At 52.2% G+C, this 16,846-nt stretch carries 10 protein-coding genes; 9 read left to right on the top strand and 1 reads right to left on the bottom strand.

The features are described from left to right. The first annotated feature begins 242 nt into the window (after positions 1-242). Entirely contained in the window at positions 243-1,385 is a 1,143-nt protein-coding gene (gene yghO, locus QZF50_RS11995) for a protein YghO (RefSeq protein ID WP_061892532.1), read from the top strand. Between the two features lie 6 nt (positions 1,386-1,391). On the opposite strand, the gene glcC is transcribed toward yghO, so the two are convergent. After that, positions 1,392-2,156 (bottom strand): transcriptional regulator GlcC, encoded by a 765-nt coding sequence (gene glcC / locus QZF50_RS11990; RefSeq protein ID WP_001297764.1) that lies wholly within the window; start codon positions 2,154-2,156, stop codon positions 1,392-1,394. Between the two features lie 250 nt (positions 2,157-2,406). Here glcC and glcD point away from each other — a divergent pair, with 250 nt between their 5' ends. From glcD to pppA, 8 genes are all read left to right on the top strand, one after another. Next, complete coding sequence (gene glcD / locus QZF50_RS11985; protein WP_000026148.1) at positions 2,407-3,906, top strand: glycolate oxidase subunit GlcD; 1,500 nt, start codon at positions 2,407-2,409, stop codon at positions 3,904-3,906. Further along, entirely contained in the window at positions 3,906-4,958 is a 1,053-nt protein-coding gene (gene glcE / locus QZF50_RS11980) for a glycolate oxidase subunit GlcE (RefSeq protein WP_000943057.1), read from the top strand. Before glcD ends, glcE begins: the two co-directional genes overlap by 1 nt. A 10-nt stretch (positions 4,959-4,968) precedes the next feature. Continuing rightward, positions 4,969-6,192, top strand: coding sequence for a glycolate oxidase subunit GlcF (gene glcF, locus QZF50_RS11975; RefSeq protein WP_001194666.1), 1,224 nt, complete (start codon positions 4,969-4,971; stop codon positions 6,190-6,192). Between the two features lie 4 nt (positions 6,193-6,196). Next, positions 6,197-6,601, top strand: coding sequence for a GlcG family protein (locus tag QZF50_RS11970; protein WP_000853256.1), 405 nt, complete (start codon positions 6,197-6,199; stop codon positions 6,599-6,601). A 21-nt stretch (positions 6,602-6,622) separates the two neighbouring features. After that, the gene (glcB, locus tag QZF50_RS11965) at positions 6,623-8,794 is read left to right on the top strand and encodes a malate synthase G (RefSeq protein WP_000084065.1); all 2,172 of its coding nucleotides are present in this window, start codon (positions 6,623-6,625) and stop codon (positions 8,792-8,794) included. Between the two features lie 355 nt (positions 8,795-9,149). Further along, on the top strand, positions 9,150-10,832 hold the full coding sequence (gene glcA / locus QZF50_RS11960) for a glycolate permease GlcA (RefSeq protein ID WP_000259303.1): 1,683 nt from the start codon (positions 9,150-9,152) through the stop codon (positions 10,830-10,832). A gap of 485 nt (positions 10,833-11,317) precedes the next feature. After that, positions 11,318-15,886: a lipoprotein metalloprotease SslE gene (sslE, locus tag QZF50_RS11955; protein WP_001748751.1), complete on the top strand. Its 4,569-nt coding sequence runs from the start codon at positions 11,318-11,320 to the stop codon at positions 15,884-15,886. 139 nt (positions 15,887-16,025) lie between these two features. Then, the gene (gene pppA, locus QZF50_RS11950) at positions 16,026-16,835 is read left to right on the top strand and encodes a prepilin peptidase PppA (protein ID WP_001365924.1); all 810 of its coding nucleotides are present in this window, start codon (positions 16,026-16,028) and stop codon (positions 16,833-16,835) included. The last annotated feature ends 11 nt before the right edge of the window (positions 16,836-16,846 follow it).

Raw genomic sequence — 16,846 nt, 5'->3', positions numbered from 1 at the left:
TAAGTTTTTTGTTTTTATTGTGAATGATATTTAATTTATGAATATATTAAGAAGAAGCCTTGTCCGGTCGCCTTAAATCGACAAAAGGCATTGAGGCGCTTCTGTGTAGTCTCTAACCTTATCATAATCATTAATAAATACTATTTATTCTTTGTTTGTATTCATTGGGTTGATTATTAAGGTGTCGTTCGTTGCTGTTGCAACCTGTTTTTCACCGTTAATTATTTGTTATCCACAGAGATATGGAATGCGATCTGCTGATGATTAAAATTGAAAAAGTAATTAATAAAAATGACCTTAAGGCATTTATCGCTTTTCCGTCATCACTTTATCCCGACGATCCAAACTGGATACCCCCTTTATTCATAGAACGCAACGAGCATTTGTCTGCGAAAAATCCGGGGACGGACCATATCATCTGGCAGGCGTGGGTGGCAAAAAAAGCGGGGCAGATAGTTGGGCGTATTACCGCGCAAATAGATACCTTGCACCGTGAGCGTTACGGTGAAGATACCGGTCATTGCGGCATGATTGACGCCATTGATGATCCGCAGGTTTTTGCCGCGTTGTTTGGCGCAGCGGAAGCGTGGTTGAAGTCACAAGGTGCAAGTAAGATCAGCGGTCCTTTCAGCCTGAATATCAATCAGGAAAGCGGATTACTGATTGAAGGTTTTGACACACCACCCTGTGCGATGATGCCACACGGCAAACCGTGGTATGCCGCGCATATTGAACAACTGGGTTATCACAAAGGCATTGATTTACTGGCGTGGTGGATGCAGCGAACCGATCTCACTTTCTCTCCGGCGCTAAAAAAACTGATGGATCAGGTGCGCAAAAAGGTGACCATTCGCTGCATCAATCGTCAGCGGTTTGCCGAAGAAATGCAGATCCTGCGTGAGATTTTCAACTCTGGCTGGCAGCACAACTGGGGATTTGTGCCGTTTACCGAACATGAATTCGCGACCATGGGCGATCAACTTAAATATCTGGTGCCGGACGATATGATCTATATCGCTGAGATTGATTCTGCACCCTGCGCGTTTATTGTCGGCTTGCCGAACATCAACGAGGCGATTGCCGATCTGAACGGATCGCTCTTTCCCTTCGGCTGGGCAAAATTGCTGTGGCGTTTGAAAGTCAGCGGTGTGCGAACTGCGCGAGTACCGCTGATGGGCGTGCGCGACGAGTATCAGTTCAGCCGCATCGGCCCGGTGATTGCGCTGTTATTGATTGAAGCCTTACGCGATCCGTTTGCCCGCCGGAAGATCGATGCGCTGGAGATGTCATGGATCCTCGAAACCAATACAGGCATGAATAACATGCTGGAACGCATTGGGGCGGAGCCGTACAAGCGTTACCGATTGTATGAAAAGCAGATTTAATACCAGCTAACTCAGGTTCATCTCCAGCGGCACCGCCGAGCGAATCAAATGGTGGCCTTCCAGCTCGATATCGTGGAGATTCTTTTTCACGGTCCGCACATGATCGCGTGCTGCGCGCTGGGCGACGTGCGGCAGCCGCTGCAACACCGCGTTGTAGATCCTCGCATGCTGGCGATCGATCTGCTTTTTTTGCTGTGGTCGATGGTAGAGATTATTTACGCTGGCAAACACTGAATTAAACATCAGATCGGTCAATGATTGCAGCGTAAACACCAGCACCTGATTGTGAGAAGCCTGACAAATGGCGAGATGGAAAGCGTGATCCAACTGCGCATGTTCGATCAGCGAAATCTCTTTGTTGTTCTCACTGGCGGCGAGCATTTTTTCATAACAGCGGGTTATCACAACAAAATCAGCCTGCGTTCCCAGCGTTGCCGCCAGCCTTGCCGATTCGCCCTCCAGTAATGCGCGAACGTCGAGCAGATCGTACAGCGTTCGCGGCTGCGTACTGAACAGATGGATCAGCGGGCTGGTGTCCTGCACCCGATTAAGCCGTGCGACACGAGAATCGCGACCCTGCGCCGTCTCAATAATCCCGCGCCCGCGCAGCACGGTCAGCCCTTCACGCAGTGCGGAGCGTGAGAAGCCGAGCTTTTCACACAGTCGACGTTCCGAGGGAAGTGGCTGACCGACCTTCAGTACGCCGTCGATAATTAACCGTTCGATACTCTCTGCAACCACTTCGCAAATAGGGCGACGTTCATCTTTCATTCCCGGACCTCGTGCACAGGTAGGACCAATTTTTCTGTTCTTAACTCGCAAAACACGCACATCACGTAAGTGATTATGTTACATCAATTTAACATTGAGTTAACCAAGGCAAGGTCACAGAGCTGGAAAAAAAATGGTCTGACCGGTAGCTAAAGAGATAGACGAAAACGAAAAGCCCGCTTAATAACTGTTCACAGAAGCAGCGCGCAAAAATCAGCTGCCACACAACACAACAAAGCGAAGCCTACTCATGAGCATCTTGTACGAAGAGCGTCTTGATGGCGCTTTACCCGATGTCGACCGCACATCGGTACTGATGGCACTGCGTGAGCATGTCCCTGGACTTGAGATCATGCATACCGATGAGGAGATCATTCCTTACGAGTGTGACGGGTTGAGCGCGTATCGCACGCGTCCATTACTGGTTGTTCTGCCTAAGCAAATGGAACAGGTGACAGCGATTCTTGCTGTCTGCCATCGCCTGCGTGTACCGGTGGTGACCCGTGGTGCAGGCACCGGGCTTTCTGGTGGCGCGCTGCCGCTGGAAAAAGGTGTGTTGTTGGTGATGGCGCGCTTTAAAGAGATCCTCGACATTAACCCCGTTGGTCGCCGCGCGCGCGTGCAGCCAGGCGTGCGTAACCTGGCGATCTCCCAGGCCGTTGCACCGCATAATCTCTACTACGCACCGGACCCTTCCTCACAAATCGCCTGTTCCATTGGCGGCAACGTGGCAGAAAATGCCGGCGGCGTCCACTGCCTGAAATATGGTCTGACCGTACATAACCTGCTGAAAATTGAAGTGCAAACGCTGGACGGCGAGGCGCTGACGCTGGGATCGGACGCGCTGGATTCACCTGGTTTTGACCTGCTGGCGCTGTTCACCGGATCGGAAGGTATGCTCGGCGTGACCACCGAAGTGACGGTAAAACTGCTGCCGAAGCCGCCCGTGGCGCGGGTTCTGTTAGCCAGCTTTGACTCGGTAGAAAAAGCCGGACTTGCAGTTGGTGACATCATCGCCAATGGCATTATCCCCGGCGGGCTGGAGATGATGGATAACCTGTCGATCCGCGCGGCGGAAGATTTTATTCATGCCGGTTATCCCGTCGACGCCGAAGCAATTTTGTTATGCGAGCTGGACGGCGTGGAGTCTGACGTACAGGAAGACTGCGAGCGGGTTAACGACATCTTGTTGAAAGCGGGCGCGACTGACGTCCGTCTGGCACAGGACGAAGCAGAGCGCGTACGTTTCTGGGCCGGTCGCAAAAATGCGTTCCCGGCGGTAGGACGTATCTCCCCGGATTACTACTGCATGGATGGCACCATCCCGCGTCGCGCCCTGCCTGGCGTACTGGAAGGCATTGCCCGTTTATCGCAGCAATATGATTTACGTGTTGCCAACGTCTTTCATGCCGGAGATGGCAACATGCACCCGTTAATCCTTTTCGATGCCAACGAACCCGGTGAATTTGCCCGCGCGGAAGAGCTGGGTGGGAAGATCCTCGAACTCTGCGTTGAAGTTGGCGGCAGCATCAGTGGGGAACATGGCATCGGGCGAGAAAAAATCAATCAAATGTGCGCCCAGTTCAACAGCGATGAAATCACGACCTTCCATGCGGTCAAGGCGGCGTTTGACCCCGATGGTTTGCTGAACCCTGGGAAAAACATTCCCACGCTACACCGCTGTGCTGAATTTGGTGCCATGCATGTGCATCACGGTCATTTACCTTTCCCTGAACTGGAGCGTTTCTGATGCTACGCGAGTGTGATTACAGCCAGGCGCTGCTGGAGCAGGTGAATCAGGCAATTAGCGATAAAACGCCGCTGGTGATTCAGGGCAGCAATAGCAAAGCCTTTTTAGGTCGCCCTGTCACCGGGCAAACGCTGGATGTGCGTTGTCATCGCGGCATTGTTAATTACGACCCGACCGAGCTGGTGATAACCGCGCGTGCCGGAACGCCGCTGGTGGCGATTGAAGCGGCGCTGGAGAGCGCCGGGCAAATGCTTCCCTGCGAGCCGCCGCATTATGGTGAAGAAGCCACCTGGGGTGGGATGGTCGCCTGCGGGCTGGCGGGGCCGCGTCGCCCGTGGAGCGGTTCGGTCCGCGATTTTGTCCTCGGCACGCGCATCATTACCGGCGCTGGAAAACATCTGCGTTTTGGTGGCGAAGTGATGAAAAACGTTGCCGGATACGATCTCTCACGGTTAATGGCCGGAAGCTACGGTTGTCTTGGCGTGCTCACTGAAATCTCGATGAAAGTGTTACCGCGACCGCGCGCCTCCCTGAGCCTGCGTCGGGAAATCAGCCTGCAAGAAGCCATGAACGAAATCGCCCAGTGGCAACTCCAGCCGCTACCTATTAGTGGCTTATGTTACTTCGACAATGCGTTGTGGATCCGCCTTGAGGGCGGCGAAGGATCGGTAAAAGCGGCGCGTGAACTGCTGGGGGGCGAAGAGGTTGCGGGTCAGTTCTGGCAGCAATTGCGTGAACAACAACTGCCGTTCTTCTCGTTACCAGGTACCTTATGGCGCATTTCATTACCCAGTGATGCGCCGATGATGGATTTACCCGGCGAGCAACTGATCGACTGGGGCGGGGCGTTACGCTGGCTGAAATCGACAGCCGATGACAATCAAATCCATCGCATCGCCCGCAACGCTGGCGGTCATGCGACCCGCTTTAGTGCCGGAGAGGGTGGCTTTGCCCCGCTACCGGCTCCTTTATTCCGCTATCACCAGCAGCTTAAACAGCAGCTCGACCCTTGCGGCGTGTTTAACCCCGGTCGCATGTACGCGGAACTTTGAGGAGCAGGCTATGCAAACCCAATTAACTGAAGAGATGCGGCAGAACGCGCGGGCGCTGGAAGCCGACAGCATCCTGCGCGCCTGTGTTCACTGCGGATTTTGTACCGCAACCTGCCCAACCTATCAGCTTCTGGGCGATGAACTGGACGGGCCGCGCGGGCGCATCTATCTGATTAAACAGGTGCTGGAAGGCAACGAAGTCACGCTTAAAACACAGGAGCATCTCGATCGCTGCCTCACTTGCCGCAATTGTGAAACCACCTGTCCTTCTGGTGTGCGCTATCACAATTTGCTGGATATCGGGCGTGATATTGTCGAGCAGAAAGTAAAACGCCCACTGCCGGAGCGAATACTGCGCGAAGGATTGCGCCAGGTAGTGCCGCGTCCGGCGGTCTTCCGTGCGCTGACGCAGGTAGGGCTGGTGCTGCGACCGTTTTTACCGGAACAGGTCAGAGCAAAACTGCCTGCTGAAACGGTGAAAGCTAAACCGCGTCCGCCGCTGCGCCATAAGCGTCGGGTTTTAATGCTGGAAGGCTGCGCCCAGCCTACGCTTTCGCCCAACACCAACGCGGCAACTGCGCGAGTGCTGGATCGTCTGGGGATCAGCGTCATGTCAGCTAACGAAGCAGGCTGTTGTGGCGCGGTGGACTATCATCTTAATGCGCAGGAGAAAGGGCTGGCGCGGGCGCGCAATAATATTGATGCCTGGTGGCCCGCGATTGAAGCAGGTGCTGAGGCAATTTTGCAAACCGCCAGCGGTTGCGGCGCGTTTGTCAAAGAGTACGGGCAGATGCTGAAAAACGATGCGTTATATGCCGATAAAGCGCGTCAAGTCAGTGAACTGGCGGTCGATTTAGTCGAGCTTCTGCGCGAGGAACCGCTGGAAAAACTGGCAGTTCGCGGCGATAAAAAACTGGCCTTCCACTGCCCGTGTACCCTACAACATGCGCAAAAGCTGAACGGCGAAGTGGAAAAAGTGTTGCTTCGTCTTGGATTTACCTTAACGGACGTTCCCGACAGCCATCTGTGCTGCGGTTCAGCGGGAACATATGCGTTAACGCATCCCGATCTGGCACGCCAGCTGCGGGATAACAAAATGAATGCGCTGGAAAGCGGCAAACCGGAAATGATCGTCACCGCCAACATTGGTTGCCAGACGCATCTGGCGAGCGCCGGTCGTACCTCTGTGCGTCACTGGATTGAAATTGTAGAACAAGCCCTTGAAAAGGAATAAAAAAATGAAAACTAAAGTCATTCTTAGCCAGCAAATGGCGAGTGCAATTATTGCCGCAGGTCAGGAAGAGGCGCAGAAAAATAACTGGTCTGTTTCCATTGCTGTTGCCGATGACGGCGGTCATCTGCTGGCGTTAAGTCGCATGGACGATTGCGCGCCGATTGCGGCTTACATCTCCCAGGAGAAAGCGCGTACCGCCGCGCTGGGGCGTCGTGAAACTAAGGGCTATGAAGAGATGGTGAACAACGGACGTACCGCGTTCGTGACTGCGCCGTTACTGACGTCGCTGGAAGGTGGCGTACCGGTTGTTGTTGATGGGCAAATTATTGGTGCCGTGGGCGTTTCTGGTTTAACCGGAGCACAGGATGCGCAGGTCGCGAAAGCGGCAGCAGCGGTGTTGGCGAAATAAGCGAAAACGAGGAGATAAACAATGAGTCAAACCATAACCCAGGGCCGTTTACGCATTGACGCCAATTTTAAACGTTTTGTGGATGAAGAAGTTTTACCGGGAACAGGGCTGGACGCTGCGGCGTTCTGGCGCAATTTTGATGAAATCGTTCACGATCTGGCACCAGAAAATCGTCAGTTGCTGGCAGAACGCGATCGCATTCAGGCGGCGCTTGATGAGTGGCATCGCAGCAATCCGGGGCCGGTAAAAGATAAAGCGGCCTATAAATCTTTCCTGCGTGAACTGGGCTACCTGGTGCCGCAACCGGAGCGCGTGACGGTGGAAACCACGGGCATTGACAGCGAAATCACCAGTCAGGCGGGGCCACAGCTGGTGGTTCCGGCAATGAACGCCCGCTACGCGCTGAACGCGGCGAACGCTCGCTGGGGCTCACTGTACGATGCGTTATACGGCAGCGACATCATCCCGCAGGAAGGGGCGATGGTCAGCGGCTACGATCCGCAACGCGGTGAGCAGGTTATCGCCTGGGTTCGGCGTTTCCTCGATGAATCTCTACCGCTGGAAAATGGCAGCTATCAGGATGTGGTGGCGTTTAAGGTGGTCGATAAACAATTACGCATCCAGTTGAAAAATGGTAAAGAAACCACGTTACGTACCCCGGCGCAGTTTGTCGGTTACCGTGGCGATGCCGCTGCGCTGACCTGCATTTTGCTGAAAAATAACGGCCTGCATATTGAACTGCAAATTGATGCCAACGGGCGGATTGGCAAAGACGATCCGGCGCACATCAACGATGTTATCGTCGAAGCGGCCATCAGTACCATTCTCGACTGCGAAGATTCGGTCGCGGCGGTTGATGCGGAAGATAAAATCCTGCTGTACCGCAATCTGCTGGGCCTGATGCAGGGGACTCTGCAAGAGAAAATGGAGAAAAACGGTCGACAAATCGTGCGTAAACTGAATGACGATCGTCATTACACCGCCGCCGATGGCTCTGAAATTTCTCTGCACGGACGCTCGCTGCTGTTTATCCGCAACGTGGGTCATTTGATGACCATTCCTGTGATTTGGGACAGCGAAGGCAATGAAATCCCGGAAGGCATTCTTGATGGCGTCATGACTGGCGCGATCGCCCTCTATGATTTAAAAGTGCAGAAAAACTCGCGCACTGGCAGCGTCTATATTGTGAAACCGAAAATGCACGGTCCGCAGGAAGTGGCGTTCGCCAACAAACTGTTTACCCGCATTGAGACAATGCTCGGTATGGCACCGAATACCCTGAAAATGGGCATTATGGATGAAGAACGTCGGACCTCGCTGAACTTGCGTAGCTGTATCGCTCAGGCGCGCAATCGCGTGGCGTTCATCAATACCGGTTTCCTCGACCGTACCGGCGATGAAATGCATTCGGTGATGGAAGCTGGCCCGATGCTGCGTAAAAACCAGATGAAATCGACGCCGTGGATCAAAGCCTACGAGCGTAATAACGTGCTTTCCGGTCTGTTCTGTGGGCTGCGCGGTAAAGCGCAAATTGGTAAAGGCATGTGGGCAATGCCGGACCTGATGGCAGACATGTACAGCCAGAAGGGCGACCAACTGCGTGCCGGGGCAAACACAGCCTGGGTTCCGTCACCAACCGCTGCTACGCTCCATGCGCTGCACTACCACCAAACCAACGTACAGAGCGTGCAAGCCAACATTGCCCAGACCGAGTTCAATGCTGAATTTGAACCGCTGCTGGACGATCTGCTGACTATTCCGGTGGCTGAAAACGCTAACTGGTCGGTGGAAGAGATCCAACAAGAGCTGGATAACAACGTGCAGGGGATTCTGGGGTACGTGGTGCGCTGGGTGGAGCAGGGGATTGGTTGTTCAAAAGTGCCGGATATTCACAATGTGGCGCTGATGGAAGACCGCGCAACGCTGCGTATCTCCAGCCAGCATATCGCCAACTGGTTACGTCACGGTATTCTGACCAAAGAACAGGTGCAGGCGTCGCTGGAGAATATGGCGAAAGTGGTTGATCAGCAAAACGCTGGCGATCCGGCTTATCGTCCGATGGCGGGGAATTTCGCTAACTCGTGTGCTTTTAAAGCTGCCAGCGATTTAATCTTCCTCGGCGTGAAACAGCCAAACGGCTATACCGAACCGTTATTACACGCCTGGCGTTTACGCGAAAAAGAAAGTCATTAATAGCGTCAAAAAAAGCCCCGGCAAGTTTTATTGTCGGGGCTATGATAGTAACTGCGGTAGTACATTTATCCCGGAAATAACCGGAGCGATTATCAGGGTTTAACAATATTAAATACCCGTAGCGCATTACTAGCGGGCCTAAAACAACAATATGGACATCTTAACGATACTCTGCGCCTGCGTGTGCGGAACAGAAACCCTTACCCGATATACTTGTTATGCCAGAGGTAGCAATTGCGTTAGCGGCGTACTGTTGCTGTAAAGTATAACGCCTATATTTTACAGTTCAGTCCTCTTTTGCTTATTACAACCTTAAGTATATCAAGCATATAAAGATAATAAGAGACTGAACAATATGGTTACCTGGACCCAAATGTATATGCCGATGGGAGGACTGGGGCTATCCGCTCTGGTCGCCCTGATCCCGATAATATTCTTCTTCGTTGCACTCGCGGTATTACGTCTGAAAGGACATGTCGCTGGAGCAATAACCCTTATCTTATCTATCCTGATTGCGATATTCGCCTTTAAAATGCCGATTGATATGGCTTTTGCTGCTGCGGGCTATGGCTTTATTTATGGATTATGGCCTATTGCGTGGATTATTGTCGCGGCGGTGTTCCTCTATAAATTAACCGTTGCCAGCGGTCAGTTCGATATTATCCGCAGCTCGGTTATCTCCATCACCGACGATCAGCGTTTGCAGGTGTTACTGATTGGTTTCTCCTTTGGTGCGTTACTGGAAGGAGCGGCTGGCTTTGGTGCGCCGGTGGCGATTACCGGTGCGCTGCTGGTGGGCCTGGGCTTCAAACCGTTATACGCGGCGGGGCTGTGTCTGATTGCCAACACTGCGCCAGTGGCGTTTGGTGCGTTGGGCGTGCCGATTCTGGTCGCCGGTCAGGTAACGGGAATCGATCCGTTCCACATTGGCGCAATGGCGGGACGTCAGTTACCGTTCCTGTCGGTTCTTGTGCCGTTCTGGCTGGTAGCAATGATGGACGGCTGGAAAGGGGTGAAAGAGACGTGGCCAGCGGCGCTGGTTGCTGGGGGAAGCTTTGCTGTCACTCAGTTCTTTACCTCTAACTATATTGGTCCGGAACTGCCGGATATTACTTCGGCGCTGGTGAGTATCGTCTCACTCGCTTTATTCCTTAAAGTCTGGCGGCCGAAAAATACCGAAACGGCAATCAGCATGGGGCAATCCGCAGGTGCGATGGTGGTAAATAAGCCATCTTCTGGCGGTCCCGTGCCTTCAGAATATAGTCTGGGGCAAATCATTCGTGCGTGGTCACCGTTTTTAATCTTAACGGTGCTGGTCACCATCTGGACCATGAAGCCGTTTAAAGCGTTATTTGCTCCGGGCGGCGCGTTTTATTCACTGGTGATTAATTTCCAGATCCCTCATTTGCATCAACAAGTGTTGAAAGCGGCACCCATTGTCGCCCAACCAACGCCAATGGATGCGGTGTTTAAATTCGACCCTCTCTCGGCTGGCGGCACCGCTATTTTTATTGCGGCGATTATCTCTATCTTCATCCTCGGCGTGGGCATCAAGAAAGGGATTGGCGTCTTTGCCGAAACGCTAATTAGTCTGAAGTGGCCGATATTGTCGATTGGCATGGTGCTGGCGTTCGCCTTCGTCACCAACTATTCCGGCATGTCCACCACGCTGGCGCTGGTACTGGCAGGTACAGGCGTGATGTTCCCGTTTTTCTCACCGTTCCTCGGCTGGCTGGGGGTATTCCTTACCGGCTCGGACACTTCTTCAAACGCCCTGTTTGGTTCACTGCAATCGACCACGGCGCAGCAAATCAACGTCTCTGACACTCTGCTGGTGGCAGCAAATACCAGCGGCGGCGTAACTGGCAAGATGATCTCCCCGCAATCTATCGCCGTGGCCTGCGCCGCGACGGGCATGGTGGGCCGAGAATCTGAACTATTCCGCTACACCGTGAAGCACAGTCTGATTTTTGCCAGCGTTATCGGCGTTATCACGTTGTTGCAGGCGTATGTGTTTACTGGAATGTTGGTCTCGTAAATCAATAATGCCGGATGATCGTTAATATCATCCGGCTTCATTTACATTATTCTGTCTTATTAATTGAAAATTATTTCTCGCTTTATTATCCATGCGGCAATAATGTTTTGTGTTCAGATAACCTGCTAAATAATTAAGAGCGTGAGAACATCTATTTTTTTTATCACGCAAAACAAGTCTGTATTAATTATGTTCGCTTGATGAGCAAACACCGTTCTATCTGTTGCTTTTGCAATCTTAATCGTTAAAACTACCAACGAATTTATATAGTTGCGTTGTGAAATGTTGTTAATTTTTTGTTTGTTGAAATTTCGTAAAAATAGCCAGCCAGACATCAAATAGGGGTTATTCTTATAAATTTCACCTGTTTTCTATCAATGATGTCGTTTTCTTAAGAATGGAGGAAATTATTAAAGAAGATAAAGCATAAAACTATTTCTCCCAGTTACGAATTTTTTAACATTGTTTTGTCACTTGCGTTATTAATGAATAAGAAATTTAAATATAAGAAATCGCTTTTAGCGGCTATTTTGAGTGCAACCCTGTTAGCCGGTTGTGATGGCGGTGGCTCCGGATCTTCCTCCGATACGCCGCCTGTAGATTCTGGAACAGGGTCTTTGCCGGAAGTGAAACCTGATCCAACACCAAACCCGGAGCCGACGCCTGAGCCAACGCCGGACCCAGAACCTACGCCGGAACCGACACCTGATCCTGAGCCAACACCAGAACCGGAGCCAGAACCTGTTCCTACGAAAACGGGTTATCTGACCCTGGGCGGAAGCCTGCGGGTAACTGGTGATATCACCTGTAATGATGAATCCAGCGATGGCTTTACCTTTACACCAGGCGACAAAGTCACCTGTGTGGCAGGGAACAACACGACAATTGCTACCTTCGACACCCAGTCAGAAGCTGCGCGTAGCCTGCGTGCGGTTGAAAAAGTGTCGTTTAGTCTTGAGGACGCGCAAGAACTGGCGGGTTCCGACAACAAGAAAAGCAATGCGCTCTCGCTGGTCACCTCCATGAACAGTTGCCCGGCGAATACAGAACAGGTGTGCCTGGAGTTCTCCTCGGTGATCGAGAGTAAACGTTTCGACTCGCTGTATAAGCAAATCGATCTGGCACCGGAAGAGTTCAAAAAGCTGGTCAATGAAGAGGTGGAAAACAATGCCGCGACTGATAAAGCGCCATCCACTCATACTTCACCGGTAGTCCCCGTCACGACTCCGGGAACAAAACCGGATCTGAACGCCTCCTTCGTGTCGGCTAACGCGGAACAGTTTTATCAGTATCAACCTTCGGAAATCATTCTCTCAGAAGGTCGCCTGGTGGATAGCCAGGGATATGGTGTTGCTGGCGTCAACTACTACACCAATTCAGGCCGTGGCGTGACAGGGGAAAATGGTGAATTTTCTTTTAGCTGGGGCGAAACCATCTCCTTTGGTATCGATACCTTTGAACTGGGTTCAGTGCGCGGCAATAAGTCGACCATTGCGCTGACTGAACTGGGTGATGAAGTTCGCGGGGCGAATATCGATCAGCTTATTCATCGCTATTCGACGACCGGGCAAAATAATACCCGTGTTGTTCCGGATGATGTACGCAAGGTCTTTGCCGAATATCCCAACGTGATCAACGAGATTATCAATCTCTCGTTATCCAATGGTGCGACGCTGGGGGAAGGTGAGCAAGTCGTTAATCTGCCTAACGAATTTATCGAGCAGTTTAAGACGGGTCAGGCCAAAGAGATCGATACCGCGATTTGTGCGAAAACCGATGGTTGTAACGAGGCTCGCTGGTTCTCGCTGACAACGCGCAATGTTAATGACGGCCAGATTCAGGGCGTTATCAACAAGCTGTGGGGCGTGGATACGAACTACAAATCTGTCAGTAAGTTCCATGTATTCCATGACTCTACCAACTTCTATGGCAGCACGGGTAATGCGCGCGGTCAGGCGGTGGTGAATATCTCCAACGCGGCCTTCCCGATTCTGATGGCGCGTAATGATAAAAACTACTGGCTGGCGTTTGGCGAAAAACGCGCCTGGGATAAAAATGAGCTGGCGTACATTACGGAAGCGCCTTCTCTTGTTGAGCCGGAAAACGTTACGCGCGATACCGCCACTTTCAACCTGCCGTTTATTTCGCTGGGGCAAGTCGGTGAGGGCAAACTGATGGTTATCGGTAACCCACACTACAACAGCATTTTGCGTTGCCCGAACGGTTACAGCTGGAACGGGGGCGTTAATAAAGATGGGCAGTGTACGCTCAACAGCGACCCGGATGACATGAAGAACTTCATGGAGAACGTGCTGCGCTATCTGTCCGACGATAAATGGACGCCGGACGCGAAAGCCAGCATGACCGTAGGCACCAACCTGGATACTGTCTATTTTAAACGTCATGGTCAGGTTACAGGAAACAGCGCTGCGTTCGACTTCCATCCGGATTTTGCGGGCATCTCTGTTGAGCATTTAAGTAGCTATGGCGATCTCGATCCGCAGGAAATGCCGCTGCTGATCCTTAACGGCTTTGAATATGTGACTCAGGTGGGTAACGATCCTTATGCAATCCCGCTGCGTGCAGATACCAGCAAACCGAAGCTGACTCAGCAGGATGTGACCGATCTGATCGCCTATCTGAACAAAGGTGGATCGGTGCTGATCATGGAAAACGTGATGAGCAATCTTAAGGAAGAGAGCGCATCTGGCTTTGTACGTCTGCTTGATGCCGCAGGTTTGTCGATGGCGCTTAACAAGTCGGTAGTAAATAACGATCCGCAAGGGTATCCGAACCGCGTTCGTCAGCAGCGCGCAACGGGCATTTGGGTCTATGAACGTTATCCTGCCGTAGATGGTGCGCTGCCGTACACCATCGATAGTAAGACAGGGGAAGTTAAGTGGAAATATCAGGTAGAAAACAAACCTGATGACAAACCGAAGCTGGAAGTTGCCAGCTGGCTGGAAGATGTAGATGGCAAACAGGAAACGCGTTATGCCTTTATTGATGAGGCCGATCATAAAACAGAGGATTCTCTGAAGGCTGCGAAGGAGAAAATTTTCGCCGCGTTCCCGGGGCTGAAAGAGTGTACTAATCCGGCATATCACTATGAGGTCAACTGCCTGGAATATCGTCCTGGCACGGGGGTTCCGGTTACTGGTGGCATGTATGTTCCACAGTATACGCAACTAAGCCTTAACGCCGACACTGCAAAAGCGATGGTGCAGGCTGCGGATTTAGGCACCAACATTCAGCGTCTGTATCAGCATGAGCTCTACTTCCGGACCAATGGTCGCAAAGGTGAGCGTCTGAGCTGCGTCGATCTGGAACGTCTGTACCAGAACATGTCGGTCTGGCTGTGGAACGATACGAGCTATCGTTATGAAGAAGGCAAAAATGACGAGCTGGGCTTTAAAACGTTCACCGAGTTCCTGAACTGCTACGCCAATGATGCCTATGCAGGCGGCACCAAGTGTTCTGCAGATCTGAAAAAATCGCTGGTCGATAACAAGATGATTTACGGTGACGGTAGCAGCAAAGCGGGCATGATGAACCCGAGCTACCCGCTCAACTATATGGAAAAACCGCTGACACGCCTGATGCTGGGCCGTTCCTGGTGGGATCTGAACATCAAAGTTGATGTCGAGAAGTATCCGGGAGCAGTATCGGAAGAGGGACAGAACGTTACTGAAACCATCAGCCTGTACTCGAATCCGACCAAATGGTTTGCAGGTAACATGCAGTCAACTGGCCTGTGGGCACCGGCTCAGAAAGAGGTCACCATTAAGTCCAATGCGAACGTTCCTGTGACCGTCACCGTGGCGCTGGCTGACGACCTGACCGGACGTGAGAAGCATGAAGTTGCGCTGAACCGTCCGCCAAGAGTGACTAAAACGTACTCTCTGGACGCTAGCGGTACGGTGAAGTTCAAGGTGCCTTACGGTGGCCTGATTTATATCAAGGGCAATAGCTCTACCAATGAATCTGCCAGCTTCACCTTTACTGGCGTGGTAAAAGCACCGTTCTATAAAGACGGCGCATGGAAAAACGATCTGAACTCACCGGCTCCGCTGGGTGAGCTGGAATCAGACGCTTTCGTCTATACCACACCGAAGAAGAACCTGAATGCCAGCAATTACACTGGCGGACTGAAGCAATTCGCTAACGATCTGGACACCTTTGCCAGCTCGATGAATGACTTCTACGGTCGTGATGAAACGAGCGGTAAGCACCGGATGTTTACCTATAAAGCATTGACGGGACATAAACATCGTTTCACAAACGATGTGCAGATCTCCATCGGTGATGCGCACTCGGGTTATCCGGTAATGAACAGCAGCTTCTCGACGAACAGCACCACGCTGCCGACGACGCCGCTGAACGACTGGTTGATCTGGCACGAAGTAGGGCACAACGCCGCAGAAACGCCGCTGACTGTACCGGGTGCAACTGAAGTCGCTAACAACGTGCTGGCGCTGTACATGCAGGATCGTTATCTCGGCAAGATGAACCGTGTCGCTGACGATATTACCGTTGCGCCGGAATATCTGGAGGAGAGCAACGGTCAGGCATGGGCACGCGGCGGTGCGGGTGACCGTCTGCTGATGTACGCGCAGCTGAAGGAATGGGCAGAGAAAAACTTTGATATCAAGAAATGGTATCCAGATGGCACTCCTCTGCCAGAGTTTTACAGCGAGCGTGAAGGGATGAAAGGCTGGAACCTGTTCCAGTTGATGCATCGTAAAGCACGCGGCGATGAGGTCAGCAATGACAAGTTTGGCGGCAAGAATTACTGTGCTGAATCCAACGGTAACGCAGCGGACACGCTGATGCTGTGTGCCTCCTGGGTCGCCCAGACGGATCTTTCGGAGTTCTTTAAGAAATGGAATCCGGGCGCGAATGCTTACCAGTTGCCGGGAGCGACGGAGATGAGCTTCGAAGGCGGTGTGAGCCAGTCGGCGTACAACACGCTGGCGTCACTCAATCTGCCGAAACCGAAGCAAGGGCCGGAAACCATTAACAAGGTTACCGAGTATTCGATGCCTGCTGAATAACCCGGATAAGGCGTTCACGCCGCATCCGGCATGAAATAAGGCGCACCGGGTTGCGCCAGCTTATCGGGCCTGGAGGAAAGCCATATGGCATACACCTGCAGGCCCGCATCCGGCAAGTTACAACAAACAACCTTTAACCATGCTTTTTGATGTTTTTCAGCAATACCCCGTGGCGATGCCCATACTGGCTACCGTCGGAGGATTGATCATCGGCAGTTTTTTGAATGTGGTGATTTGGCGTTACCCCATCATGCTGCGCCAACAAATGGCGGAGTTTCATGGTGAAATGCCGAGTGCGCAGTCAAAAATAAGCCTTGCGCTACCGCGTTCGCACTGCCCACATTGTCAGCAGACTATCCGCGTTCGTGACAATATTCCGCTGCTCTCCTGGTTGATGCTCAAAGGGCGCTGCCGCGACTGTCAGGCGAAAATCAGCAAGCGTTATCCGCTGGTGGAGTTATTGACGGCACTCGCTTTTTTGCTGGCGAGTCTGGTCTGGCCGGAAAGTGGATGGGCGCTGGCGGTGATGATATTATCCGCCTGGCTGATTGCCGCGAGCATCATCGACCTCGATCACCAATGGCTGCCCGATGTTTTTACTCAGGGCGTATTGTGGACGGGACTAATTGCGGCATGGGCGCAGCAGAGCCCGCTCACGCTACAAGATGCAGTCACCGGCGTCCTGGTGGGGTTTATCACTTTTTACTCTCTGCGCTGGATAGCCGGAATAGTTCTGCGTAAAGAAGCATTAGGCATGGGCGATGTATTATTGTTCGCTGCGTTAGGTAGTTGGGTGGGGCCGTTGTCGCTACCCAATGTTGCTTTAATCGCCTCATGCTGCGGCCTGATATATGCCGTTATTACAAAAAGAGGATCAACCACACTGCCTTTTGGACCGTGTTTAAGTCTGGGCGGTATAGCAACAATTTATCTACAGGCATTGTTTTAATGATAACAACG

It is taken from the genome of uncultured Escherichia sp. (assembly GCF_948475835.1).
Taxonomy (GTDB): Bacteria; Pseudomonadota; Gammaproteobacteria; order Enterobacterales; family Enterobacteriaceae; genus ECMA0423.
The sequence above is the reverse complement of the archived record's forward strand: the minus strand, read 5'-3'. Positions and strand labels throughout refer to the sequence as shown.

Excerpts from the sequence above, each read along its gene's own strand:
- glcC (WP_001297764.1), bottom strand. The coding sequence starts at position 2,156 with ATGAAAGATGAACGTCGCCCTATTTGCGAAGTGGTTGCAGAGAGTATC.
- glcD (WP_000026148.1), top strand. The coding sequence starts at position 2,407 with ATGAGCATCTTGTACGAAGAGCGTCTTGATGGCGCTTTACCCGATGTC.
- pppA (WP_001365924.1), top strand. The coding sequence starts at position 16,026 with ATGCTTTTTGATGTTTTTCAGCAATACCCCGTGGCGATGCCCATACTG.
- QZF50_RS11970 (WP_000853256.1), top strand. The coding sequence starts at position 6,197 with ATGAAAACTAAAGTCATTCTTAGCCAGCAAATGGCGAGTGCAATTATT.
- glcB (WP_000084065.1), top strand. The coding sequence starts at position 6,623 with ATGAGTCAAACCATAACCCAGGGCCGTTTACGCATTGACGCCAATTTT.
- sslE (WP_001748751.1), top strand. The coding sequence starts at position 11,318 with ATGAATAAGAAATTTAAATATAAGAAATCGCTTTTAGCGGCTATTTTG.
- yghO (WP_061892532.1), top strand. The coding sequence starts at position 243 with ATGGAATGCGATCTGCTGATGATTAAAATTGAAAAAGTAATTAATAAA.
- glcE (WP_000943057.1), top strand. The coding sequence starts at position 3,906 with ATGCTACGCGAGTGTGATTACAGCCAGGCGCTGCTGGAGCAGGTGAAT.
- glcA (WP_000259303.1), top strand. The coding sequence starts at position 9,150 with ATGGTTACCTGGACCCAAATGTATATGCCGATGGGAGGACTGGGGCTA.
- glcF (WP_001194666.1), top strand. The coding sequence starts at position 4,969 with ATGCAAACCCAATTAACTGAAGAGATGCGGCAGAACGCGCGGGCGCTG.